Origin of the sequence: Streptomyces sp. ALB3 (genome assembly GCF_044385685.1) — a bacterium.
GTDB lineage: Bacteria > Actinomycetota > Actinomycetes > Streptomycetales > Streptomycetaceae > Streptomyces.
Window position 1 is genome coordinate 245,593 of record NZ_JBISCE010000046.1, and the last position, 24,376, is coordinate 269,968.

The window sequence follows — 24,376 nt, forward strand, 5'->3', positions numbered from 1 at the left end:
GAGCGGCCGGACTGGTCTCGTAGTCACGTGCGAGGCGGCGATGGGCGGTGAGCACCTCCGTACGAGGAAGGGTGGGCGTTCAGACGTCGCAATGGTCCGCCGCCGGGTCATGACGGGCGCATGGTCCGGGCATGCAACGGCGTGAAGCTCCAGTGCAGTCTCTGCTCCTCGTCCACCACGGGCGTGTAGTCGTCGAGAGGCCGGGCGGTCTCGAAAGAGGTGGCGATCGCCTCCATGAGGACCGGCAAGGAAGTCCACACCTGGTGTGATCGACGCAGCACACCGTCCGTCGCCTCGGCTTCGTGGACGCGCCCCCGGTCCGGCTCCGGACGGTGGTCCAGTACCAGGTAACCTCCGCCGGACTCCCGCGCGATGGGGATCAACTGCGGATGTCCGTACAGGACGCTGCTCGACCCGACGGTCATGAAGTCGTGGTCCACCTCCTCTCCTTGTTCGTCCGCCGTGCGCTTGTCGTAGAAGCCGGTGAGGAGTTTCCACTCATCCGCCATCTCACGTGCGCTCATCGGTCGGTAGGACCCTGGCAGCAGCGAGCACCAGCGGTCGAGGAGTCCGTCGTGCCGGAGCAGTGACGTCACCAAAGGCCTCAGGAGCGGGCGCCCGACGAGGCGTTCGGTCGCGGCGATGTCCGCCGGGTTTGCGGGCGGTGCCAGCGCGGCGTAGGTCGTCGGCGCGTGCTCGGCCAGCCAGTTCTCGATGCGCGTCCACGACTCACTGATCGGTGATGCCATGGCACGGCATCCTGCCACCAGGGACTGACAGCCTCCGGGCACAGCGGTTCGGCGGCTGTGCCTGGAAGCCTCCGACTGACAGGCGGTGGCCCGGTGAGGCGTGTCCGTGCGGAACCGGTCACTGCCGAAGACGCGTACTTCTGGGCAAGTGACGCCCGACGCCTCGCTCCCGCACTGGACGACCGTCCGCTGCTGGCCTCCATGAGCCCCCGGTGGCCCAGTTCGTGGATCTGACGGGCGGACGCGGCTCGCTCGTCCACACCCTCTTGCGCCGCCACGCCGACCCGCAGATCGTCGTCACCCGGGCTTCCGGTTCAGGAGTCCGCGCCATCAGGGGCCTGACGGCGCCAGGTGTACGGGGGGTGCTGGAACCTGCGCCGTGAGCGTCCAGGACATCCCCCTCATGCCCCGTGGCGTCGTGGCGGTGGGCGGCCGTGCTGCTGCCCGTGCGGGACGCGGCATCATGCAGGCGTGATCACCATTCATCTGAAGTACGAGATCGACGTCGACAAGCTCGAGAGTTTCGAGGAGTACGGTCGTCGCTGGGTCCGGCTCGTCAACCGCTTCGGCGGGACGCACCACGGTTACTTCCTGCCGAGTGAGGGCGACAGCGACATCGCGTACGCCTTGTTCTCCTTCCCCAGTCTGGCCACGTACGAGCAGTACCGGTCGGACAGCATGACCGACCCGGAGTGCCAGCAGGCGTTCGAACTGGCGCGTGAGACCCGCTGCATCAAACGCTACGAGCGCCGCTTCCTCAGGCCGCTCGACGGTCTGTCCTAGGTCTACGGAAGGTAGGTGGTGCTGTCCCGCCGCGCGGCTGCGTCCAGCGCTGCGACGACAGCCGCGGTCGTGGGGTTCGCGGTCCCGGTGTGACGCGTCGCGGCGAACAGCCGGCGAAGGATCGGATGATCGCCGATGGGCACCTTGCGGATTCCGGGTGTGTCCGGGGCGATGGCCGTCCGGGGAACGAGCGCGGTGGCGAGGCCGGCTTGTGCGAGGGTGAGCTGGGCGGCGATGTCGGCGGTGAGGTAGCGCGCCGTGGGGGTGAAGCCTGCCTGCTGACAGGCGTGCTGGACGGCCTGTCCGCAGTCCGTGGTGGGAGGTGGCACGGCGAGGTTGTGCGTGGCCAGTTCCCGCAAGGCGACGGGCCGCTCATCGCCCTGGTCCGCCGCCGTGACGACGAGCAACGGATCGTCGAGCAGCGGCGTGACGTCGATGCCCCTGGGTGCGGTATCGGGCAGGTGGTGGTACCTCTGCCCGAGCACCACGTCGACGGTGCCGAGCGTCAGTTCCCGCAGTTGCGCCTGGTCGGTGACGAGGCAGGTCACGGTCAGCTGCGGGTGGTGCGAACCCAGCGCGGTCAGTGCGGGTGCCACGATGCGGGCGACGGTCGACGGCAGCGCGGCGAGAGTGAGGGCGGCGCCGACTGTGCCCTTGACCGCCGCGACGGCGTTCTCGGCCTGGTGCACGGCCGCGAAGATCCCGTCGGCGTGCTCGAGGAGCACCCGGCCCGCCTCCGTCAGTGCCACGGTCCGCCCGTCAGGGCGCAGCAGATCGACGCCCACCTCGTTCCGCAGCGCGGACAGCTGCTGGGACACGGCACCGGCGGTCAGCGCCAACGACTGGGCGGCCGCGGTGATCGAGCCACGGGCGGCAACGGTCCTGAGTGTGTGCAGACGGCGGATATCCCACATGAATCAATAGATTAACTAAAAGGTCCCCTCAGGAAATACCCCCTTGACCTGTTACGTCACGGTGGGCGACCGTCAGCGCATGGAGATCTTCGACTGCATCGCCGCGGTTGCCCGGCCCATCCACGATTTCGGGGATGAGTTCATGTCCGACGAGGTGACCGCCGCCCTGGGGCTGCGTGCCGGGTTCTCCCCAGGGCGCGGCTTCTACTGCCGCGGCCGGTTCGGGGTGCTCGGCGAGGCTCCGGCCCCGGTGGTACAGGCGGTGCAGGGCTTCCTCGGCCCCCACCTGGTCACCGCGGGCTGGCTGGACGGACGTGCCGTGATGCCGGCGGAGGAAGCCGCCTCCTGCTACGCACAGGCCGTCCGTACGTGGGGGCGCGACCACATCCCCGCCCGCGTCGACGTGGAGCACTTCAACCGCCTGGCACAGCAGTTGATCGATGCCGCCGACGGGGACGCACTGCCTCTGTTCGCCGGCTGGCGCGCGCAGCCCTGCCCTGCGGACGATCCGGTCGGCACGGCCATGCAGCGCGTCCACGTGCTGCGGGAGCACCGCGGCGCCTGCCACCTGGCGGCGGTACGCCTGTGCGGGCTGAGCGCCCGCGCGGCCATGATCATCAACCTCGGCGCCGAGCGGGCAACCCACTACGGCTGGCAGGAGCCCCACCCCGTCACCGCGGCCTTGATTCCCCGGTGGCGGCGTGCCGAGCAGCTCACCGACGAGCTGCAAGCGCCTCTGTACGGCACGCTGAACGACCGGCAACGCGCTGAGTTCGCCCGGATGGTCGACGCCTTGACCGCACCTCCGACCCCATGACCGGACCCCAGGTGCAACGACGGAACGCGAGCCCGTCCGCGGACTGCGCCGACCGCGCTGAAGGCACGCCTGGCAGGCCCCTCAGATCCCTCGCCCGGTGCGGGGCAGCGGACGCGGCCCGGTGGACCTGGGACCGGCGGGCTCCGTCGCATCGGCGCGGCCCATGCCCCCGCACCGTCGGTTCCCGAGCTCGGGGCTCGGCTGCCGCCCTCGTCACCCGCCCGTGATCGGATCCCTGGCCGCGGTCACGGCCTTCCGCGTGATCTGGACCAGTCCGGCGGCCCGCACCACGGGTGAGACCATGAGGGGCCACGCGGACGCCCTTCGACGTCATCGCCCGGCCCCCACCGATCAATCCGTGGACCACTTCACTTCTTTACCGGGAGAACCCGTGACCGTGAGCAAGAACATCAACAACCCCGTGGGCATGGGCGGCGGCCAGCGCAAGAAGCTGTCCCGCGCCGAACGGCAGAACAACGGCCCGCACCGCAACCTCGACCGCCGAGGTGCGGCCGAACAGAAGGCGGAGCTGGTGCGCAAGATGCGCGAGAAGGCAGGCGCGGCCGAAGGCTCCGGGCAGACGGACGACGACACCGCACAGAGCTGACGCACCGCCGCCGCGCGGCGGCACCGCACCACGTCGGCAGGGCCCGTACCGCGCGTAGCGGTGCGGGCCCTGCCGACGTCCGGGTGCGGCCATTCCGGCCCAGCTCCCGGCCCCCCACCCGCGTCTCTGCCGGCCCGGGGGCCCCTCCCGTCCCGGCCGAGCCGGTACGCCGTGCCCCGCCCTCACGCACCCTTGGCATGCGAACGTGTCGGTCACGCGCCCCCTTTATTGACCGATCGTTCTGCATCGGTCTAGGGTCTCGATGTGGCCAGGACCAAGGAATTCGATCCGGACGCCGCACTGCAGGCGGCCGTCGAGCTGTTCTGGCAGCGCGGCTACGAAGCGACGTCGATGGCCGACCTCGTCGAGCACCTCGGCATCGGTCGCGCCAGCATCTACGCCACCTTCGGCAACAAGCACGAGCTGTACCTGAAGGCCATGGACCGGTACTCCGAGGGACACGATCCGATCCTCCTGGCCGAGCTCTCCCGACCGGGGCCCGCACTGCCCGCCGTCCGGGCCGTGGTGCGCCGCTTCGCCTCGGAAGCCGGCTCCCCCGAAGGCCGGCTGCACGGCTGCCTCATCACCAACACCGCGGCCGAGCTGGCCCCGCACGATTCCGCGGCGGCACGGCGGGTCGAAATCAGCTGGGAGCACCTCGAGATCCCGCTGCACTCAGCGCTCGTACGGGCCCAGGCCCAGGGTGAGCTTCCCGAGGATCGCGACCCCCGGGCGCTGGCCCGCATGCTGCTCGTCCTGCTGCAAGGCGTACGCGTCGTCGGGAAGGCGTCCAGCGATCCCGCCCGGGTGCGGGACGCGGCCGAACAGGCACTGACCCTGCTGGACTGACCCACGCGCGCCGGGCCGGTTCCGGCCCGCCACTCACGCCCGCCACTCACGCCAGCGACTCATGCCCATGCCCAAATACTAGACCGTTCGTTCAAATATGAGGGAGAGGCATGACCGCCCAAGGAGCCACCCACGTCGTCGACGTGCGGCGCCGGCACGCCTTCGCCCTCCTCGGCAGCATCCAGGTCTCCCTGATCTTCACGCTCTCCGCGATCGCCGTGCCGCTGCCTCACATCGGCCGGGAGTTCGGCTTGCAGCGGCCCGACCTGATCCTGCTCAGTTCGGCCTACGGACTGACCTTCGCCGGGCTTCTGCTCTTCGGTGGGCGCCTCACCGACCGTTGCGGCGGGCGCCGCGTCCTCACCGCGGGACTCGCTCTCTTCGGCGTCGCCTCCGCCGTCGCCCCGTTCGCTCCCGGCATCGGGGCCCTGCTCGCGGCCCGTTTCGCACAGGGCGCCGGTGCGGCCCTCATCGCGCCCGCCGCCATGGCGGTGCTGCGCGCGATATCCCCCTCCCCCACGGCGTACCGCGGGGCCATGGCCACCTGGGGCGGGCTCTCCGCACTGGGCGCGACCGCCGGCAACCTGCTCTCGGGCGTCATCCTGTCGGTGCTCTCGTGGCGCTGGACCTTCGCCGTGCCCCTCGTGGTCGCGGCGGCGGCCCTCACCCTCACGTCCCGGTTACTGCCGCCCACCGCTCCGCACCGGGGCAGGGCTCTCGACGTGCCGGGTGCCGTGCTCGCCACAGCGGGGATCGTCCTCACCAGTTACGGGCTCGTCGTCACCGACACCCGGCCCTGGTCATCGGCCGGCGTGCTCGTGCCCCTGCTCGGCGGGACCGCGCTGCTCGTCGCCTTCGTGATCACCGAACGCCGGAGCGGCGACCCGCTGTTACCGGCCGCCTTCCTGCTCGACCGGCGACGGGCCCTCGCCCTCGCGGCCATCGCGCTGAGCGCGTGTGGGACCGGGATGACCTTCGTGGTCCTCTCACTCCACCTGCAGCAGACACGCGACTGGTCACCTCTGCAGACCTCCGTCGCCTTCGTGCCGTTCGCCATCGCGTTGATCGCCTCCGGCCGGGCAGTCGGCCCGCTCATCGTCCGGTACGGAGCCCGTGCCGTGACGACCGCCGGACTCGTCACCGGCGCGGCCGGGATCGCTCTCCTGGCCTGCACCGGACTCCACGCGCACATCCCTTACGCGTACGCGCTGCTGCCGGGTCTCGTGCTGTTGCCGGTCGGCGCCGCGGCCTCCTTCGGGGGCGCCGCCGTACTCGCTGCCGACGACGTACCTCAGCAGCAGACCGGGCTGGCGGGCAGCGTGCTGAACAGTGCGATGGAACTCGGCCCGACCGTCCTCTTCGCCGTCCTGCTCACGCTCGGCAGTGACGCCTGGTCCCTCGGCGCGACGGGCGTCTCCCTCGCCGTCGTCGCCCTCCTGAACCACCGCACCATCTCATCCGCTGATCCAAGGAGTTGACGGAAATGAACCGCTTCACCGGCAGAACCGCGCTCGTCACCGGCGCGGGCTCCGGCCTGGGCCGGGCCATCGCGCTCGCATTCGCCGCCGAGGGTGCGTCCGTGGTCGCCACGGGCCGCACCGCGGCCTCCCTGGACGAGACCGTCGGCCTCATCGAGGCGGCCGGTGGCACGGCTGCCGCCGTCACCGCCGACGTCACCGACTCCGGCCTGCTCCGGGATCTCGTGCACGCGACTGTCACCCGCTTCGGCGGGCTCGACATCGCGGTCAACAACGCCGGGATACTCCGCGGCACCGTACCGGTCGGAGAGGTCAGCGAGGAGGACTGGGACGCGGTGCTGCGGACCAACGTCACCGGCGTCTGGCTGGCCATGAAGCACGAGATCGCCCACATGAAGGAGAACGGCGGCGGGGTCATCGTCAACGTCTCCTCCAACCTGGGCGCACACCTGCGCGTCCCGAACGCCGCCGCGTACATCACCTCGAAGGCAGCAGTGTCCGCGCTGACCCGCGCCGCCGCCCTCGACCACGTGCACCAGGGCATCCGCATCAACGCCGTGAGCCCGGGCGCGTCCGCCGCGCCCATGTCACTACGGCCCGGTGAGAGCGAGGCCGACCGTGCGGAGCGGGTGAAGTCGGAGAACCCGCTCGGCCGGGTCGCGGAGGCGGAGGAGGTGGCGGCCGCGGTGCTGTACCTCGCCTCGCCCATGGCCGGCGCGGTGGTCGGCACCGACCTGGTCGTCGACAGTGGGGCGTCAGCCTGACGGTTCGCCTTACGCCACGTCCCGTCCGGCGGGACGAACACCTCCACTGAGGCTCCACCGGGGCGCGGGAGCACGTGCGGCACCGCCGGCACGTGCCCTGCCCGTGACCTCCGCGCGGCGCGGCGGCGAGCCGTGCGGGGCGCGGCCCCGGTGCCGCCTCACTGCGGGACGCAGACGCATGGAGGGCCGGGCGGCGGGGCGGGAACAGTTGGCCCCGCCCGCGCGGTTGCACCGACCGAGGGGCCGGCGCCGCACGGGCGGGGGGCGCACCGACACCGCGCGGTCGTCCACCCCACCCGAGACCGGGCCCCTGGGGCCGGTGGCCCGCCCGCGCACCCGGACGACGACGTAGTTCCGCAGGAGGACTGTTTTTCATGACTGACCGGCCCTTGACGCTCATGGCAGTACACGCCCACCCCGACGACGAGGCCACCGGGACAGGAGGGGTCCTCGCCCGGTACGCGGCGGAAGGTGTCCGCACGGTTCTCGTGACGTGTACCGACGGCGGATGCGGTGACGGACCGGGGGGTGTCAAGCCAGGCGATCCCGGGCACGATCCTGCGGCTGTCGCCTCGATACGCCGTAAGGAGCTCGAGGCCAGCTGTGACGTCCTGAAGATCAGCGATCTGGAGATGCTGGACTACGCCGACTCCGGGATGACGGGCTGGCCGACCAACGACGCCCCCGGATCCTTCTGGCGGACGCCCGTGGAGGAGGGCGCCGCCCGGCTCGCGGAACTCATGCGGCACTACCGGCCCGATGTGGTCGTCACCTACGACGAGAACGGTTTCTACGGGCACCCCGACCACATCCAGGCCCACCGCATCACGATGGCGGCCCTGGAGATGACCGCCCTGACACCGAAGGTGTACTGGACGACGATGCCCCGCTCGATGATGCGGCGGTTCGGGGAGACCATGCGCGAGTTCCAGGAGGACATGCCGGAGCCCGATCCCGCCGAGACCGCCGCGATGGCCGAGATCGGCCTCCCCGACGACGAGATCACCACGTGGGTGGACACCACCGCCTTCAGCGGTCAGAAGTTCGACGCGTTGGCCGCGCACGCCAGTCAGGGCGAGAACATCTTCTTCCTCAGGATGGGCAAGGAGCGGTTCGGCGAGTTGATGGGCACGGAGACGTTCCTCCGCGTCAAGGACGCCACCGGCACGGCGGTACCCGAGAGCGACCTCTTCGCCGGACTGCGCTGACCGGCCCGTTCACCCGGCCGGGGCCCGGCCCGGGTGATCGGTCTCGGCCCTGGGGCCGGACGACGGAGGGGAGCCCCTGGCCGCCGGCCCGGGGCTCCTTGCTGGAGCAGGTGACTCAGCCGGTCGCCGGCCCTCCGCCGCGAGGCCACGTCGCACCGGGACGCCGTATCACCCCGCGCCGCGTACACGGCTCCGCCCTTCCGGCCGGTGGAACGACCGCCGCACGGCCTCCGCCCGACCATCGAGCAGCTGCAGCAGCCTGTACTCACAGGCGAATGTGCAGCCGTCGCGAACGAACAGTCCGGAGGGGAACGCGATGCAGGAATTCGCCTTTCGATATCGAGGGCCAAGGGGCGGGCTCGCGGTGAACCTGCGGGCAGAAACCCGAGCAACCGAAGACGGCATCCCTCCGCACAGCATCCAGATCCACGGCAACATCTGGCTCGGCCTTCCCGCGTCGGGCCTGCACTGGAAGGATGCGGCCTGGCTGGCGTTCGGCGTATCCCTCAACGCCCCCGCGCTGGGTGAACTCTTTCCCGAGGGGATTCTCGTCCACGTCTCCTCACTGGAATGCCCGCCGGCCCATTACCGGTCCGAAGCAGTGGCACTCGCGATGAACGGGTGGCTTCATGAGCGGTTCGCCTTGCGGGATTCGGGAGCCGGCGTCCGCTACGACACCGCAGAGCACGGATTCGTTTTCACATGGGGAAGCATTTCCCATCCCTTCGCCGACACACTTCCGCCTGTGCCGCCCTGAGAACGCGTCACGCCGGAGTGAGGGGCACCTAGGCACGGCCTGACCGGGCGGAGCTGCCTCGCGTCGGCGGTCAGGTCCTGCCGCGAGAAGCCGGCCGTGCCATCCCCTCCGTGTCTGTCGTGACGCCTCGGTGTTTGTCGTGGGTCCCCTGCGGGTTCGTCCGGGCTCGGTAACCGAGGCATCCCGCGCAGCCGTACGTGTGTCCCCATGGGTGCACGGCATCGGCGGAGACGGCAGAGGGGCGGGCGGACATGGCACAGCACAGGGAGGGCCCTGCCTGAGCCGCAGTTCGGTCAGCTCGACCGGGGAAGAGCCCGCCAGCGAGCTGACGGGCTCCCGTGGACGACCGGCGTCCGACCTGACGTCAGGTCAGATGGTCGGGGTGTCGTCGACGATCTCCTGGTGCGGTTCGACGACGAACTTCCAGCCCTCGCTGGGCTCGAGGAACCGCACGCGGGTCGGGTAGATGTCCAGGGCGCGTCGGTCCCGGTTCTGGCTGTTGCTCTTCCGGCCCCGGGCAGGCTCCTCGAACAGGTCGACCTTGACGTCCGGCACCGCGACGATCTCCTCGCTCCAGCGCTGGACGACCCCCGCGCCGAACGCGTCGCGCGCGGCCGAGTAGAGCGACTCCAGGGACTCCTTGTTCCCGCCGGGAACGAACAGGGCGAGGTTCAAGAGGACGCCCGCACTCTGCAGTACCTCGATCTCCTCCCCCGCCTTGTCGGCGATCCAGATGCCGCCCTCCTCGGCGTTGCCCGGCAGGACCTGGACCTCCTCACCGAAGATCGTCCTCGCGGTGAAGGCCCCTCCCTCGAATTCCTTGCCCGGCTTGGTGAGGAAAGCCGGGGCGTAGCAGTCGAGAGGAAGGCCGTCCGTCCCTGCCGAGACGAAGATGCCGTCCTGGAGTCCCAATTCTGCAATGTCCTCGGCCGTAAGACGTCGAGCCGTGACCTTCTCGGTGTTCACGCCATTCCCCTTTTATCGTGGCGTCCTGTGAATGCATTCAGACTCTATCACGAAATCGATCACCCACTTACTATTACTCGATGTTCTCACGACCAGGACAGCGCATCTCTGCCCGCCGAACAATTTCGCCCCAGGAAGGGCACACACCCCTTCCCCTGCACCGGATAAAAGCAGCACCCGTAGAAAGCGCGGCTATATTCGCGGCCAGACCGTATTCGGCCCGCGCAGTGTTTCGTACGGTATTTCCGGGCCGGGGGTCCGCCGGGTTCGTCGGCGCGTCCGACAGCTCTTCGTCCGCAGGACCGGCGCCGGCGACGAAGCCCATGGGCCGGGGGCCGTCGTTCCTCACCAGGCCCGGGTCCCGGAGTCTCCGGCCGGCCCCGGAGCCCGGGGAACGGCTCCTTCCGGTCGTTTCCGCCCCGGTCCGCGCGTTTCCGCACGGCCGCCTCGGTGGCGGCGCAGAGTGGTCGGTATGACGACACCGGCAGATCGGCTCCGCGCCTTCGCCCGTACCCGCGCCTCGCTCGACGGCGAGGAGGTCACGTACTGGTGGTCGGGAGACGTGTACTCCTGGGCCCCCGAGGAGCCCTACCGGCGCGTCTTCGGCTTCGAAGGGCTCAACGTCGCCCGTCTGGTCCAGGACCCCGGAGCCGGCCCTGACTCCTACCGGCTGCTGAGCCGTGAGGCGGCCTTCTATCTGGACCCCGCGACGCGCGGGATCCTGGAGACGTGGCAGGACCTGCCGGTGGTGCACGTCTGGAACGACCCGGCGAACCAGAGGTGGGGGGCGTTTCCCGTCCCGGTGACCGAGCTCGGCGGACAGGTCTGCTTCAGCCTGGAGATCCCGCTGGCCTACCCCTCTCCGCTGCCGGTGGCCCAGTACCCGGTCCACTCGTCCGGCGACACGTACAAGGCCCTGGAGCTCTTCCAGTTCTTCGCCGACCGGGCCGCTCTCGCCGGTCCGGCGGCCGGCGTCCCCGCCACCATGTCGTGGTCCCGGATGTCCCCGTGGCTCCCGTGGATGGCGCGCGGCCAGGCGCCCGGCGGCCTCACGTTCCACTGCCGGGGCCGGAAACTCGGCTCGTACGCCGAGGCCCCCGAGCGCATCCGTGCCTACATCGCCGACCGGCACCCGGAGTTCGCCCACGCCCCGCAGGAGTGGAGCGAGCCGAACGAGACCAGCTGGACGTACTTCCGGAAGCTGCACCCGCCGGAGTAGCCCCGGGCCCTTCCACCACGGCGGAGGCAGTGGCCACCTGCTGCCGGAGGGGTCGGGAACGGCGGCACGGGGCGGCGGCCGGGAGAGTTTGACCACATCGGGGTGCGCACGGGATTCCGGGGTGGCGTCCGCCGGTTGCGCCAGAGGCACCACTCCTCACCCCATGAACAGGACACACAGTGACAGACGAATATGCAGGCCGTGCGGCAGACGCTCTCTCACGCCCGTTCGCGGTACGCGGACTGACCTCGCGCAACCGGATCGCCATGGCGCCCATGACCCGGCAGTTCTCCCCGGACGGCGTGCCGGGTCAGGACGTGGCGGACTACTACGCCCGCCGCGCCGCCGGAGGGGTGGGGCTGATCATCACCGAGGGCACCTACGTCGACCACGCGTCCGCGGGCACCAGCGGCAGCGTCCCGCTCTTCCACGGCGAGGAGGCGCTGGCGGGCTGGGCCGGTGTGGTGGACTCCGTCCACCGGGAGGGCGGCGCGGTCATCCCGCAGCTGTGGCACGTCGGCGTGACCCGCGCCGAGGGCACCCCGCCCGTGGCGGAGGCGGAGCCGGTCGGCCCGTCGGGCGTTTCCCTGGCGGGCGAGCCCAAGGGGCGCGCCATGACGCAGAAGGACCTCGACGAGGTCATCGCCGCGTTCGCGGACGCCGCGGCCGCCGCGGAGCGTCTCGGCTTCGACGGCGTCGAACTGCACGGAGCGCACGGCTACCTGATCGACCAGTTCCTCTGGGCGGGCAGTAACCGCCGCACCGACGCGTACGGCGGCGGCATCGTGGCGCGCACCCGTTTCGCGGCGGAGATCGTGGCGGCGTGCCGCGCGGCCGTGTCCGACGACTTCCCCCTGTTCTTCCGCATGTCCCAGTGGAAGATGGACGCCTACGAGGCGAAGCTCGCCCGGACGCCCGAGGAGCTCGACAGCATCCTCACGCCGCTGGCCGAAGCCGGCGTCGACGTCTTCCACGCGTCGACCCGCCGCTACTGGCTGCCCGAGTTCGACGACTCCGACCTGAACCTCGCCGGGTGGGTGAAGAAGATCAGCGGCCGGCCGACGGTCACCGTCGGCTCGGTCGGCCTCGACGGCGATTTCTTCAGCGCCTTCCAGGGCAACAGCTCCTCGGTCACCGGCATCGGTCAGCTGCTGGAGCGGATGGAGCGCGACGAGTTCGACATGGTCGCCGTCGGCCGCGCGCTGATCGCCGACCCCGAGTGGGCGGCGAAGACGCTGCGCGGACGCACCGAGGACATCACGCCGTTCAGCGCGGAGATGCTCAAGACCCTGCGCTGACAGGACGGTGACCGGGCACCGCGGAGATCACCTGCCGTGGCCCCGGGGCGGGCCGCCCGCACGGCGGCCGCCCCGGGCCCGGATCCCCGGCTCCGTACCCGGTGGCGGGCGCGGGCCGTGCGAGAAGGCCCCCGTTCCCGTACGTCCCTTCCGGACCGATGTTCCCGCCCCCGCGACGGCGCTCGGTGTACAGTTTTCGTGTCCTGTCGTCTCCGATAGAGGTGGACGTTGCGCATCTGAGGTCCGCGATCATCGCGCGGTACGGCCCCTGCCGTAGCCCGTCACGTCCTGTCGGCTCTCCTGCCGCCCCGTGACCCGCCCGCGTGGATGCGACCTCGGTGCATACGCCGTCCCCCGTCTCCCCGGAGGACCGCACCCTCCCCTCTCCCGGCCGGTCGCCGCGTGGTGCTCGCAAACGAAGCCCCTGTTCACACGCTTTCGACTGCGAGGATCACATGTCACATCCCGCCGCGCCCGCCGCCTCCCTCAGCTGCTCCGCCCTGTCCTTCCGGTGGCCGGACGGCACAGAGGTCTTCGACGGGCTGTCCCTCAGTTTCGGCCGGGGCCGGACCGGGCTCGTCGGTACCAACGGCTCCGGTAAGTCCACCCTGTTGCGGCTGCTGGCCGGCCGGCTGCAACCGTCCGCGGGCTCGGTGACCGCGGGAGGCCACCTCGCCTACCTCCCGCAGAACCTCACTCTCGACACGGACGTCCGCGTCGAGGACGCACTCGGTGTCACCGAGCGGCGTACGGCGCTGCGCGCGATCGAGGCCGGCGACGTGGCCGAGGAGCACTTCGAGACGGTCGGTGACGACTGGGACGTCGAGGAAAGGGCCCTGGCGACCCTCGGTTCGCTCGGCCTCGGCGACGTCGGTCTCGACCGCACCGTGGGCCAGCTGTCCGGCGGCGAGACCGTGCTGCTGCGCCTGGCCGCGCTGCTGATGAAACGCCCCGACGTCCTGCTGCTCGACGAGCCGACCAACAACCTCGACGTCTTTGCGCGTCGTCGGCTGTACGAGGCCGTCGATTCCTGGCGGTCCGGCGTGCTCGTCGTGGTCAGCCACGACCGCGACCTGCTGGAACGGGTCGACCGCATCGCCGATCTGCGTGCGGGTTCGGTGAGTTGGTACGGCGGTGGCTGGTCGGCCTACGAGGAGGCGCTGGCCACCCAGCAGGAGGCGGCCGGACGCATGGTGCGGGCCGCCGAGTCCGACGTACGCCGGCAGAAACGGGAACTGGAGGAGGCCCAGATCAAGGTGGCCCGCCGCCAGCGGCACAACAAGAAGATGGACGCACAGCGGCGCGCGCCGAGGATCGTCGCGGGCGAGCACAAGAGGTCCTCCCAGGAGGCGGCGGGCAAGCTCCGCGGTCTGCACGAGGACCGGCTCCAGGAGGCACGGGAGCGGCTCGACACGGCGGCGGAGGCGGTCCGTGACGACGCCGAGATCCGTGTGCGGCTTCCCCACACGGCCGTCCCGGCCGGCCGTACGGTCCTGAGCGTGCGGGGCCTGCGCCCTCGTTACGGTGCCCTGCGCGACGGTGAACTCCACGTCCAGGGGCCTGAACGCGTCGCGCTCATCGGGCGCAACGGGGCGGGCAAGACGACGCTGCTGCGCACCCTCACAGGGGAGTTGGCGCCGGAGTCCGGCGAGGCCAGGGCCTTCGTTCCGCTGCGCTTCCTGCCGCAACGCCTCGACGTGCTGGACGACGGGCTGAGCGTCGCCGCGAACGTGGCGCGCATGGCGCCCGGGACCACCGACAACGAGATCCGCTCACAGCTCGCCCGGTTCCTGTTCAAGGGAGCCCGCGCCGAGCAACAGGCCGGCACCCTCTCCGGCGGCGAGCGTTTCCGCGCCGCCCTCGCGGCGACGATGCTCGCCACCCCTGCCCCGCAGCTGCTGCTGATGGACGAGCCGACCAACAACCTGGACCTGGCGAGCGTGCGGCAGCTGACGGGTGCGCTCGAGTCCTACGAGGGGGCGCTGATGATCGCCGGCCACGACCTGGCGTTCCTGGAGTCGGCCGGTGTCACCCGCTGGCTGCTCGTGGGCGAGGAGCTCACCGAGATGGCGGCCGAGGAGGTGCGGGAGCTGCTCGGCGCACCCGACGCGAGCGTGTGACCGGTGGTGTACTGGAAGGGTGCGGGCCGCGCTCCACGGCTCGCCCCGGCAGCGGCCGGCCACCGACCCGGATCCCGTCATGCACCGACTCCACGCGTTGTCAGGCGTTCCCCGGTCACTCGCGGGCGCGGCCGTCGTCGTCCTGCTGGCCGCCGGCGGTCCGGTGGCAGTGGCAGCCGGCGGACCTCCCACGCCCTCTCCCGCTGCCGCGCCGGCCGTGGCGGGTGAGCCCGCCGGGGCACCGTCGGACCGGACCGATCCGCGTACGGCGACGGCGGAGCTCACCATCCCGGCGATCGGCGTGGCGGAGCTGCGTGTGGTTCCGTACGAGGGCACGACGGACGACGGCCCGGGGACCCGTGTCCAGGACCGGGGCGTGGCCGCCAGTCCGTACGGCCCGGAGGGCGGCGTCGGGCCGGGCGAGACCGGGAACTACCTCGTGACGGCCCACCGGCTCTCCGCCGGGGGCCCGCTCAGGGACCTGCCGTCACTGGGGAAGGGCGACGCCGTCCTCGTCGAGGAGAGCGGCACCGTGTACGAGTACCGGATCACCGGGACCCGCCAGACGTCGTTCCGGTCCGAACGCTCGCTCGCCGAGCAGCGGGCCGAGGTGCCGGGCGAACCGGGTGAGGAGCCGACCCGGGCGATGATCACCCTCTCCACCTGCGCGACCCCGGAGGACGACGCGGCCGGGAACTATTGGCGCGACGCCCACCACAATCCGGAGCACCGCATCGACAAGATCGGTGTCCTGGTGTCCTCACGGCCCGCCTGAGCGGACGGGCACCGCAAGCCCGCGCGGGCGCCCTCACGACCCTCCGGGCATGTCGGTCGGCAGCTCGAGCCACCGCGCCGTCCCGGGCTCGATGACGTACGCGCTGCCGTCCAGCTTCACCCGGACCCCCGGCCGCTCCGAGTCGGGCACGGCGATCCTGAGGCGCTCGGCGCGGATGCGCAGGTCGACGTCCCAGTGCCGGCGGAAGCGGAGCCGCATCCGGAACTTCGAGAGCTGCGGCAGGGTGGCCGGCGCGAGCCACAGGGCGTCGTCGCGGGTGTCCAGCCCCGTCATGCCGCGCTGGACGAAGTCGAGGGTGCCGGCCATCGCGCCCAGGTGGATGCCCTCCTCCGTCGTACCGCCCTGGATGTCGGCGACATCGCCGATCAGTGCCTCCTCGCAGTACGCCCAGGCGTCGTCGCGGTGGACCCGGGCCAGCACCCAGGCGTGGACGAGGGAGCTGAGGGTGGAGCCGTGGCTGGTGCGCCGCACGTAGTAGTCGACGGTGGCCCGCCAGGTCTCGTCGTCGAGTTCGTGGCCCAGCCGCCGGAACAGCGCGGCGAGTTCCCTGGGCGCGAACAGGTAGCCCAGCATCAGCACGTCGGCCTGCTTGGACGCCTGGTAGCGGTTGACGGTGTCGCCTTCCGCCTCCAGGATCCTGTCGAGGCGACGGATGTTCCCGTACCGCTTGCGGTACCCCTCCCAGTCGAGCTCGTCCAGCTCCCCGTAGCCGGCGAACTGGCTGACGACACCCTGGTGGTGGGGCACGTACAACCGCCGGGAGATGTCGTCCCAGCGGTCCGTCTCCGCCGGGTCGGTCCCGATCTGGTCGAGGAGTTGCCGGCACCGGATCTCGGGGAGGTCGCGGCACAGCTCACCGGCCCGTGCCAGCACCCAGGCCGCCGTCACGTTCGTGTACGTGTTGTCGTCCAGCCCTGCCGCGTCGGAGTCCGGATAGGCGTCGTGGTACTCGTCGGGGCCGACGACCCCACGGATGCGGTACCGCCCGAGGGAGTCGTCCCAGACGGCGCTGTCCGCCCAGAAGCGCGCGATCTGCAGCACCATCTCGGCGCCCTTGGAGTACAGGTACTCCGTGTCGCCGGTGGCCTGGCAGTACTGCCACACGTTGTAGGCGACCGCCGAGCCGACGTGGTGCTGCAGCCGTGACCGGTCGGGCAGCCAGCGACCCGAGCGGGGGTTGAGGTGGACCTGCTGCGTCTCCTCCCGTCCCTCGTCGGCGCTCTGCCACGGGTACATCGCCCCGCCCCTGCCCACGGCACGGGCGGCGGCGCAGGCCGCGGGCAGCCGCCGGTGACGGTAGTCGAGCAGCCCCCGGGAGATCTCCGGGAGGTGCAGATTCAGGAAGGGCAGGACGAACAGCTCGTCCCAGAAGACATGCCCCCGGTACGCCTCACCGTGCAGGCCTCTGGCCGGCACGCCCGCGTCGAGTTCCGCGGTGTGCGGTGAGAGGGTCTGCAGCACGTGGAAGAGGTGCAGCCGCAGGATGCGTCCGGGCTCGCCCGGGACCTCCAGTTTGACCTGCTGCCACAGATCCGCCCAGGCCCGGCGGTGCGACGTCAGCAGCCGGGAGTACTCCGGCGCCGCGTCGACCGCGGACACGGCGGCCCGCAGCGGACTGCCGATCGCCGGATCCCGTGAGGTGAAGAGCGCGACCGTCTTGTCGACGACCGCTTCGGCGTCCGGTGCCAGCGGCAGCAGCAGGGTCTGATGGACCGCGCGCGGCTCCTGCCGGGGTTCCGCCCGGTGATCCCCGTCGCGTTCCCGCCCGCAGGAGGCGGTGGTGCGGGCGGCCAGGGCGATCCCGATGTCCGACTCCACCGTGCGGCAGCGCAGCCACACCGCGGACCTCGGCTCCGTGCCGGTCTCCCAGCCCGTGAGGTGGCGGTTCGCGAGGTCCCGGTAACGCGCGACACCGGAGTTGCGGACATCGCCGTCGATCCCGGACTCGACCTCGAGCTCCCCCGACCAGCCGTGGGCGGTGAACACGGTGTGCAGCGCGGCCAGGTGGGGGTCGCCCATGTGGACCAGACGCTGCTGTTCCACGGTCAGCCGCCGGCCGGCCTCGTCCTCGTACACCGAGCGACGGGTCAGCGTCCCGCCGCGCAGGTCGAGCCACTGCCCGTGGTCCACCAGGTACGCGTGGTCAGGGGTCAGCCACGGGCCGGTACCGGCGCCGGCGGGGCGGATGCGATAGCGCAGGGGCAGCCAGTTGGGGAGGTTGACCATGTCCTCGTTCTCGACCTGGCGCCCCTGGACGGAGGAGGTGAGCCGGTTGTAGCAGCCCGCCACGTAGGTACCCGGGTAGTGCGTCGTGCCCGCGGACGTCTCGGGCGCGGCCCCCCGGGTGGCGAAGTAGCCGTTGCCGAGGGTGCACAGCGCCTCGCGCAGGCGCTCCTTCCCTGGTTCGTAGCCCTCGTACGCCCAGGTCCAGCCGCGCGCCATCATTCCTCCCCGTCGATCAGCAGGTCGCCGGGATCGGCCACGACGAGATCGGCTCCGTGACGGCGCAGCCCCGCGGCTCCCTCGGGGGTGTCCGTGCGGTCCACTCCGACGACCAGTCCGAAGCCGCCGCGCCGCCCCGCCTCCACTCCGGCGAGCGCGTCCTCCACGACAGCGGTCTCCCCGGCCGGGACCCCCAGGCGCCGAGCCGCCTCGGTGAAGAGGGCGGGATCCGGTTTGCCGGGCAGTCCCAGGCGACGTGCCTCGTTGCCGTCGACCACCGCGGTGAACAGGTCCAGGAGCCCCGCCCCGGCCAGGAGCTCGGTCGCGTGCCGGGACGCTGACGCCGCCGCGAACGGCACCCGCGCGTCGTGCAGCACGTGCAGGAGGCGGACGGTTCCCGGCCAGACCTCGATCGGCCGGGTGCGCAGGCTCCTGGTGAACTCCTCGTCCTTGCGTGCGGCGACCGCCCGGACCGTGGCGGTGCCCGGTGGGTCGTCGGGAGTGCCCTCGGGGAGTCGGAGGCCTCTGGACGCGAGGAAGGCGGCGGCACCGTCCAGGCGGGACTTCCCGTCGACGTGGCGCCGGTAGTCCTCCCCCTCGTCGAAGGGCCGCAGGCTTCCGTGGGCGGACAGACAGGCGTCGAACGCCTTCTTCCAGGCGGCGGCGTGCACCGGTGCGGAGTCGGTGATCACGCCGTCCGTGTCGAAGACCACGGCGTGCACGGAGAGCAGGACAGCGGCCGGTGACGGTGCGCGAGCCATGACCGGTGGTCCCTTCGTCGAGACGTCCCCCGTTCCATGGCACCAGGTTCCGGGCCGGGCCGCTCCTCGTGGCGTACGGAGCGGGTTCTCCGGCCTCCGGGGCAGGACAGGGGTCCGGTCCGGGTAAAAAGCCGGAAAAGTTTGTGAATGTCCCCTTCGGGTCTACCGTAAAAGCATGGCCAGAACCGAGCGTCAGACCGATCGGCAGGCGGAGTACGTGTGCCCGGCCTGCAAGCAGCCCGTCGCGACCGTACTGGCGCGGCACAAGACCCTCGGAGTCTTCGTCCCGCACTGGGGCCCCGGGCCGTGTCACAACCCTGACTGCCGCAGCTACGAGGCGGAGGCCGGGGACGTGTCCGGCTCCTCCCGGGACGCGCGTTCCGTCGGCCGTTGAGGTCGCTCCCGTGTCCCGTTCCGGGGCGGGGACGGCCTCAGCACCGGGAGAGCACCTCCGCGACGTCGTCCGCCGGCTACGGGTCCGTGCGCCGCTTCGCTCCGCGGGGCCGGGTCCGGCCACACGCGTGCGGTCCGCCGCGCCTTCGTTCCCTCCACGGACGTTCCGGGTTCCACCGGACTCCTGTCCGGGGCCTGCGCCGTGGCTCACGGGGCCGCGGTCGAACGCGAGCTCAACCACCTGATGTCCCTCCTGGCTTTCTCCTGGCGCCACGAGGCCGCCGGACCGCTGTAGTCCGATGCCTGCGCGCCGGTCTGGCGTCCACTTCCCGAAGCTTCTGCCGCCCCGGGGCCGGGTGGTGACGGTGGTACGCGGATCGTGCCGGCCGGTACCTCGGCCGCACCGCGCGGTTCACCGGGGATTTCTTCGAAGCGCCCTGGGTGGTGTGCTGTCGTCGACGAGGTCCGTGCCCTCACTCCCGAGGGTGGTGTGGTGACTTCCGGCTCCGGTCGCGAAGCCGTGGAGACACTGCTCAAGTTCTTGGGGCCACCGTGACGACGTCGTCGTCATCGCGGCCGTTCACGCCTGTCCGCTTCAGGCCCGCCGGCTCTTCCCGCCGGTCCCGGGTACCGGCGTAGCGCGCCGGCTGCTCCCTGCGGACGCTCCTGCGATGCCGGTCCGGTGGATCACCGTGACCCGTCACCGCTCAGACGCTCAGACGTTCAGACGGAGGCGCTGACCGGGGAAGATGAGGTGCGGTCCCCGGTCCAGGACCTCGCGGTTCAGCTCGTACAGCGCGTGCCAGCCACCGGGTACGTCCGCGCGTTCGGCGATGACCGACAGGCAGTCGCCCGGTTCGACGACGTAGGTCTCCGCGTCGACGAGGTCCTCGGAGTGGTGCGTCACGCCGCTGTCGCTGCCGGAGGAACCGCTGTCCGTGCTGCCACCGGTGCCGACGGCCGAACCGGCGGACGACGAACCGCTGCCGGACGAGGAACCGCTGTTCGAACTGCCGGTCGAGTGCCGTTCCGGGGCTGCCTGAGCGCTGTCGCTCCGGTCGGCGCCGTTCGACGAGGACGAGGAGGAGGACGAGGAGCCCGACGACGTTCCGTTCGCACCGAGGCGCCCGCAGGTGGGCCAGGCACCCATTCCCTGGGAGCGGGCGACGCGTTCACCGACGGCGATCTGCTCGGACCGGGTGGCGAGGTCGGCGCGCGGTGCGTACTGACCGCCTCCGTAGGCCTTCCAGGTGGAGGGAGCGAACTGCAGCCCCCCGTGGTAGCCGTTGCCGGTGTTGATGTTCCAGCGGCCGTTGCTCTCGCACTCGGCGATGCGGTCCCAGTCCGTGCCCGCCGTGACAGTCGGCGCGGTGACCGTCCGGGTCTGAGCGGCCTGGGCCGGCACCGCCTGGGAGGGGCCCTGGGCGGGAGCCTGGGCCGGGGCGTCCGCGGCGCTGCGGCCGGAGAGGCCCAGCACGCTCAGGAGGACGAGCAGAAGGGCGAGCACCGATTCGACGGGCCGCTTGGCGAGGGGTGATGCCGGCATGACGGTATTCCTCCGCTGTGAGCTCCAGAAGGTGTGCAAGGGCACGAACAGATAAGCCGCCGATAATCTTTTTATGGGGCTTTGACGCGTCCAACGCCCGCACATTCACCCGGGTGGAGGCCCCTCACGGCACTCTCCGCCCTCGCGTACTCCGTCGGTCCGGCTGCCGCGCGGCGCGACTGCGCACGGCTCCCCGGCGGAGCACCACTGCGTGCCGTACCGGAGCGTCACGCACTCTCTGCGGCGACGGGCGGGACCCTCCGCCGTGGACGCCGAGCGGGAGATCCGGGTCCGTGGCTCCTGCGCGCCGGTCCGGGAGGCGTCCACCGAGGGCGTCGGCATCCACGACGGCGCGGGCCGTCCTCACCCGGTATGCCGCCGGGTGGGGAGAGCAGGCGCAGCGTCAACGCTTGAGGGCCCTCAGCCTGACCATCTCCGCCCGGATCGCGGGCAGTTGTGCGTACAGGGCCTCACCGGGGCAGTACGTCTGGAAGGTGTCCCGGTGACCGGCCACGGCATGGAGGTAGACGACCTCACCGCGCCGGTAGAGGCTCTCGTCGTTCGTCGAGACCATCCGCACGATGCCCCGCGGGTCGACGGCCCGGTCCAGTTTCCAGGCGCCCACCTTCGCGATCCCCTCGACGAGCGCCTTCGGCACCGGCACGCCGGGGTCGAAGGTCCCGAGGGCCGCGATTCCCACGCTGTGCGCGTTGAACCCGGTGGCGTGGGCCCCGCGCACCGAGCGTCCGACCCCGCCCGCCCTGCCCTCGTACACGGTCCCGCAACGGTCGACGACGAAGTTGTAGCCGATGTCGTCCCAGCCCTCGCCCCGGACGTGCGCCTCCTCCATCGCCCGCAGCATCCCGGGGGCGTCGGCGCAGTCGTACGCGTTGGTGTGGCCGGTGTGGTGGACGAAGACGGCCTTCACCGTCCCCGTGTACACCGCGTCCTCCTTCACCAGGCTCTCGTCCGCGTGCCACTCGGCCCGGCTGACGATCGCGGGCCGCTCCGCCCCGGCCGGCGACGCGGGCTTCGCGGTGGCCCGCGCCGGCGCGGCGAGCCGCACCGGCGCGTCCCGGAACACCAGGAACGCCAGCGGCACGACCATGGCGCACACGGCTGTTCGGCGAAGCCACATAGAGCCACCATGCGCGCTGACCAGCCACTTCGCAGGGACCCGCACCCGATCGGGTGACAGGGCGCCACGGGGCCCGCAGCGGTATCCGGGCGCTCAGGAAGCGGCTACCGCCCGCTGTTGCTCCACTATGCGCGCCGCGCGGTGCGGGGACGTGTCGAGCCGGGCCAGCACGCCCGGAACCGCGTTGTTGGGGAGGATGAGCTCGAAGAGCGCGGAGATCTCCGCGACCAGTTCCGGCGGCTCGGCCATGGACTCGGTCACCAGCTGGACACCGGTCCAGGCCCCGACGAAGAGCCGGGAGGTGGCGCCCGGGTCGACGTGCGGGAGGAGCTCCCCCCGCTCCTTGGCCTCGGTGAGTATCTCCGTGCCCAGGGTGATCCAGTCCGGCCAGCGGGTGCCGAACAGCCCCCGGGCCCGTGGGTCGACGGACAGCCGGATCGAGGCGCTGAGCAGGGGTTCCCGGGGAAGCCTGTAGGCGAGGAGGAGCGCTATGTCGACCCACTCCTGCAGCTTGAAGGTCTGCGGGGTGACCCCGTCCGAGGTCACGGCCTCCTGGAGGACCCCGCGGGCGAGCTCCTCCTTCGACGTGAAGTGGAAGTAGAGAGCGCCCCTCGTGAGACCGGCCCGGTCGAGGATCGCGGCGATCGTGGCGGCGTCGTAGCCGTGCTCGTCGAAGACCTCGGCAGCGGCTTCAAGGAAGATCCGCCGCGTGCGGATCGCCCGTTGCTGTCGTGCCAACTCGCGCTCCCCTTGAACGTGGCCTGAGGCTTCTTCAAAAAGTACCGGTGAACCGGTATCATATCAGCGCCGTAATGACCATTTTGCGCCATGTCCGGGAGGGCTGTGCCCGACATACCTGTTGTTCCGCGCCCGCCGCATGTCGCAGCTGAGGGCCGGGACGGCGTACCCCGGGAGTACGTCCACCTCAGACGCTCCGACATGGTCTTCCTCACCGGCTGGCGGCGTCGGGGGGACGGCGAGTTCTCGCTCGCGGCGAGGTGGCCGGCACCGGCCGACGGGCTCCCCTACGACCCGAGGGTGCTGACCCAGACCATCCGGCAGAGCGGCCTGGTCATCGCGCACGCGGAGTACGGCGTTCCCCTCTGCGACCAGACCCTGCTCCACTACTTCGACTTCACCGTCTCTCCCGGTTTCGGCGTCGCCCCCGTCGGACCCAGCGACCTGGCTGTCGAGGTGTCCGTCACCCAGCCCAAGAAGCGTGGCCGGTCCGTCAGTTCGCTCGGTATGGACGTCCGCGTGTTCCAGGGTGACAGCATGGTGGCCCGCGCGGACTCCGAATTCGGCTGGATCTCTCCGCGCGCCTACCGCCGCCTCCGCGGTGAACACGCCGGGGTCGCGTGGAACGCGTGGCCACTGCCCGCTCCCGTCGACCCCCGCACGGTGGGCCGGTCCTCCACGGCCGACGTGGTCCTGGCGGCCGGTGGCCACCCGCGCCACTGGTTGCTCCGCAACGACGTGCACAACCTGGTGCTGTACGACCACCCGGTCGACCACGTCCCGGGACTCGTCCTCATGGAGGCCGCCCATCAGGCCGCGCACGCCGCCCTGTATCCCGCCCCCTTCGAGGCGACGACGGTCACCAGCGCGTTCGAGCGGTACGCCGAGTTCGACCGGCCCTGCTGGATCGAGGCGGAGGTCCTGCTCGCCGGACCCGGGGAGACCTCGGTCCTGGTCACGGCGGAGCAGGACGGGGAGACGGTCTTCCGGGGACGGCTGAGCGGGCCCTGCGGCTGACGGCTCACTGGTTGATGAAGCCGCCGTCCACCGGCAGGACCGTCCCCGTGAGGAAGGGGCTGCGGTCGCTGAGCAGCCAGGCCGCCGCGTTGGCGATCTCTTCGGGTTCGGCCGTACGCCCCTGAGGCGTACGGCTGTTGACCATCTCCTCCAGGCCCGGATTGCGCCCGAACCAGTCGGCCGTGATCTCGCTGCGCGTGGTGCCCGGCGCCACCGCGTTGACCCTGATGCCCTGTTGGGCGTACTCGTCCGCGGCAGCCCTGGTGAGGCCCACGACGGCGTGCTTGGCGGCTATGTAGGGCGCCGCCGCCGGTATGGCCACCAGCCCGCCGACACTGCTGTTGTTCACGATGGAACAGCCCCCGGCGTTCTCCAGCATGGCCGCTATCTCGGCCCGGAGGCAGTTCCAGACGCCTCGGACGTTGGTGTCCATGACGGCGTCGTAGACGTCATCACCCATGAGGTGCAGAGGAGTCCGGTCACCGCCCAGCCCCGCGTTGTTGAAGGCCGAGTCGAGCCGTCCGTAGGTGTCGACGGTGAAACCGACGGCCCTGGCGGCGTCCTCGGCCACCGTGACATCGCAGACGACGTACGACGCTTGGGCTCCCTTGTCCCTCAACTCTCCGACCAGCGAGGCAAGCCGGTCCTCCCTGCGCGCGGCCAGGACGACCGTCGCGCCCTCCTCGGTGAACACCCGTGCCGCCGCCGCACCGATACCGCTGCTCGCCCCGGTGATCAGGACGACTCTGTTGTGGAGAAGATCGCTCATGGCCGCAGTCTGGCAGGCCGCCCGGTCCCGGACCACAGCCGTGCGCGTACCGCGCGTTCCCTCCCCGGACGACCGGCGGCTCCTGAGCGTGCGGGAGGCCGTACGAAATGGCGACGCCTGCCCGTTCCGCACCCCCGGACCCCGACCCAGCGTGACGACGATAACAAACCATACGTCCTGTTTTTGTCCCGTCGCGCGCACATGACCGACAGCGGGCCCGGAGGCTCCTGCGGCCTGACCGGCTCGC

General features: G+C 71.2%; 24 protein-coding genes. 15 read left to right on the plus strand and 9 right to left on the minus strand.

The window, feature by feature from the left end; translation table 11 throughout:
• Positions 1-107: 107 nt before the first annotated feature.
• Positions 108-749 carry an SMI1/KNR4 family protein gene (locus ACHFIV_RS31105; RefSeq protein WP_398975916.1) on the minus strand — a complete coding sequence of 214 codons (642 nt, stop codon included), beginning with the start codon at positions 747-749 and terminating at the stop codon, positions 108-110.
• A gap of 212 nt (positions 750-961) precedes the next feature.
• Here ACHFIV_RS31105 and ACHFIV_RS31110 point away from each other — a divergent pair, with 212 nt between their 5' ends.
• Positions 962-1,132, plus strand: coding sequence for a hypothetical protein (locus ACHFIV_RS31110; RefSeq protein WP_398975918.1), 171 nt, complete (start codon positions 962-964; stop codon positions 1,130-1,132).
• Positions 1,133-1,220: 88 nt separating this feature from the next.
• Positions 1,221-1,532, plus strand: coding sequence for an NIPSNAP family protein (locus tag ACHFIV_RS31115; RefSeq protein ID WP_398975920.1), 312 nt, complete (start codon positions 1,221-1,223; stop codon positions 1,530-1,532).
• 2 nt (positions 1,533-1,534) lie between these two features.
• Here the strand turns inward: ACHFIV_RS31115 and ACHFIV_RS31120 are convergent, their stop codons facing one another.
• Positions 1,535-2,446 carry a LysR family transcriptional regulator gene (locus ACHFIV_RS31120; protein WP_398975922.1) on the minus strand — a complete coding sequence of 304 codons (912 nt, stop codon included), beginning with the start codon at positions 2,444-2,446 and terminating at the stop codon, positions 1,535-1,537.
• Between the two features lie 43 nt (positions 2,447-2,489).
• On the opposite strand from ACHFIV_RS31120, the gene ACHFIV_RS31125 reads away from it, so the two are divergent.
• The 7 genes from ACHFIV_RS31125 (at position 2,490) to ACHFIV_RS31155 (ending at position 8,926) form a co-directional block, all read left to right on the plus strand.
• On the plus strand, positions 2,490-3,263 hold the full coding sequence (locus ACHFIV_RS31125; RefSeq protein ID WP_398975924.1) for an SCO6745 family protein: 774 nt from the start codon (positions 2,490-2,492) through the stop codon (positions 3,261-3,263).
• A gap of 391 nt (positions 3,264-3,654) precedes the next feature.
• Positions 3,655-3,870, plus strand: a complete 216-nt coding sequence (locus ACHFIV_RS31130; protein WP_398975926.1) for a DUF6243 family protein — start codon at positions 3,655-3,657, stop codon at positions 3,868-3,870.
• A gap of 264 nt (positions 3,871-4,134) precedes the next feature.
• Positions 4,135-4,719 carry a TetR/AcrR family transcriptional regulator gene (locus ACHFIV_RS31135; RefSeq protein ID WP_398975928.1) on the plus strand — a complete coding sequence of 195 codons (585 nt, stop codon included), beginning with the start codon at positions 4,135-4,137 and terminating at the stop codon, positions 4,717-4,719.
• 110 nt (positions 4,720-4,829) lie between these two features.
• Positions 4,830-6,197: an MFS transporter gene (locus tag ACHFIV_RS31140; RefSeq protein ID WP_398975930.1), complete on the plus strand. Its 1,368-nt coding sequence runs from the start codon at positions 4,830-4,832 to the stop codon at positions 6,195-6,197.
• A gap of 5 nt (positions 6,198-6,202) precedes the next feature.
• Positions 6,203-6,961 carry an SDR family NAD(P)-dependent oxidoreductase gene (locus ACHFIV_RS31145; RefSeq protein WP_398975932.1) on the plus strand — a complete coding sequence of 253 codons (759 nt, stop codon included), beginning with the start codon at positions 6,203-6,205 and terminating at the stop codon, positions 6,959-6,961.
• Between the two features lie 374 nt (positions 6,962-7,335).
• On the plus strand, positions 7,336-8,169 hold the full coding sequence (locus tag ACHFIV_RS31150; RefSeq protein ID WP_398975934.1) for a PIG-L family deacetylase: 834 nt from the start codon (positions 7,336-7,338) through the stop codon (positions 8,167-8,169).
• Positions 8,170-8,485: 316 nt separating this feature from the next.
• Entirely contained in the window at positions 8,486-8,926 is a 441-nt protein-coding gene (locus ACHFIV_RS31155; protein ID WP_398975935.1) for a hypothetical protein, read from the plus strand.
• A 369-nt stretch (positions 8,927-9,295) separates the two neighbouring features.
• Here ACHFIV_RS31155 and ACHFIV_RS31160 read toward each other — a convergent pair whose 3' ends face one another.
• Entirely contained in the window at positions 9,296-9,892 is a 597-nt protein-coding gene (locus ACHFIV_RS31160) for a hypothetical protein (protein WP_398975937.1), read from the minus strand.
• Positions 9,893-10,364: 472 nt separating this feature from the next.
• On the opposite strand from ACHFIV_RS31160, the gene ACHFIV_RS31165 reads away from it, so the two are divergent.
• The 4 genes from ACHFIV_RS31165 to ACHFIV_RS31180 all read left to right on the plus strand — a co-directional run bounded on the left by ACHFIV_RS31165 (position 10,365) and on the right by ACHFIV_RS31180 (position 15,304).
• Positions 10,365-11,111, plus strand: coding sequence for a DUF1838 family protein (locus ACHFIV_RS31165; RefSeq protein ID WP_398975939.1), 747 nt, complete (start codon positions 10,365-10,367; stop codon positions 11,109-11,111).
• 179 nt (positions 11,112-11,290) lie between these two features.
• Positions 11,291-12,409, plus strand: coding sequence for an NADH:flavin oxidoreductase (locus ACHFIV_RS31170; RefSeq protein ID WP_398975940.1), 1,119 nt, complete (start codon positions 11,291-11,293; stop codon positions 12,407-12,409).
• Between the two features lie 455 nt (positions 12,410-12,864).
• Entirely contained in the window at positions 12,865-14,529 is a 1,665-nt protein-coding gene (locus ACHFIV_RS31175; protein WP_398975942.1) for an ABC-F family ATP-binding cassette domain-containing protein, read from the plus strand.
• A 79-nt stretch (positions 14,530-14,608) separates the two neighbouring features.
• Complete coding sequence (locus tag ACHFIV_RS31180) at positions 14,609-15,304, plus strand: class E sortase (RefSeq protein ID WP_398975945.1); 696 nt, start codon at positions 14,609-14,611, stop codon at positions 15,302-15,304.
• Positions 15,305-15,337: 33 nt separating this feature from the next.
• Here the strand turns inward: ACHFIV_RS31180 and ACHFIV_RS31185 are convergent, their stop codons facing one another.
• Both ACHFIV_RS31185 and ACHFIV_RS31190 read right to left on the minus strand, forming a co-directional pair.
• The gene (locus ACHFIV_RS31185) at positions 15,338-17,767 is read right to left on the minus strand and encodes a glycoside hydrolase family 65 protein (protein ID WP_398975947.1); all 2,430 of its coding nucleotides are present in this window, start codon (positions 17,765-17,767) and stop codon (positions 15,338-15,340) included.
• Positions 17,767-18,528 carry an HAD family hydrolase gene (locus tag ACHFIV_RS31190; protein ID WP_398975949.1) on the minus strand — a complete coding sequence of 254 codons (762 nt, stop codon included), beginning with the start codon at positions 18,526-18,528 and terminating at the stop codon, positions 17,767-17,769. The genes ACHFIV_RS31185 and ACHFIV_RS31190 overlap by 1 nt, the downstream gene beginning before the upstream one ends.
• A 175-nt stretch (positions 18,529-18,703) precedes the next feature.
• On the opposite strand from ACHFIV_RS31190, the gene ACHFIV_RS31195 reads away from it, so the two are divergent.
• On the plus strand, positions 18,704-18,922 hold the full coding sequence (locus ACHFIV_RS31195; protein WP_398975951.1) for a hypothetical protein: 219 nt from the start codon (positions 18,704-18,706) through the stop codon (positions 18,920-18,922).
• A gap of 714 nt (positions 18,923-19,636) precedes the next feature.
• Here ACHFIV_RS31195 and ACHFIV_RS31200 read toward each other — a convergent pair.
• The 3 genes from ACHFIV_RS31200 to ACHFIV_RS31210 form a co-directional block, all read right to left on the minus strand.
• Positions 19,637-20,467, minus strand: coding sequence for a transglycosylase family protein (locus ACHFIV_RS31200; RefSeq protein WP_398975953.1), 831 nt, complete (start codon positions 20,465-20,467; stop codon positions 19,637-19,639).
• Between the two features lie 403 nt (positions 20,468-20,870).
• Positions 20,871-21,605 carry a peptidoglycan recognition protein gene (locus ACHFIV_RS31205; protein ID WP_398975955.1) on the minus strand — a complete coding sequence of 245 codons (735 nt, stop codon included), beginning with the start codon at positions 21,603-21,605 and terminating at the stop codon, positions 20,871-20,873.
• A 93-nt stretch (positions 21,606-21,698) separates the two neighbouring features.
• Complete coding sequence (locus ACHFIV_RS31210) at positions 21,699-22,343, minus strand: ScbR family autoregulator-binding transcription factor (RefSeq protein ID WP_398975956.1); 645 nt, start codon at positions 22,341-22,343, stop codon at positions 21,699-21,701.
• 90 nt (positions 22,344-22,433) lie between these two features.
• Here ACHFIV_RS31210 and ACHFIV_RS31215 point away from each other — a divergent pair, with 90 nt between their 5' ends.
• Positions 22,434-23,360 carry a ScbA/BarX family gamma-butyrolactone biosynthesis protein gene (locus ACHFIV_RS31215; RefSeq protein WP_398975958.1) on the plus strand — a complete coding sequence of 309 codons (927 nt, stop codon included), beginning with the start codon at positions 22,434-22,436 and terminating at the stop codon, positions 23,358-23,360.
• A 4-nt stretch (positions 23,361-23,364) separates the two neighbouring features.
• Here the strand turns inward: ACHFIV_RS31215 and ACHFIV_RS31220 are convergent, their stop codons facing one another.
• The gene (locus ACHFIV_RS31220) at positions 23,365-24,129 is read right to left on the minus strand and encodes an SDR family NAD(P)-dependent oxidoreductase (RefSeq protein WP_398975960.1); all 765 of its coding nucleotides are present in this window, start codon (positions 24,127-24,129) and stop codon (positions 23,365-23,367) included.
• Positions 24,130-24,376 lie beyond the last annotated feature (247 nt).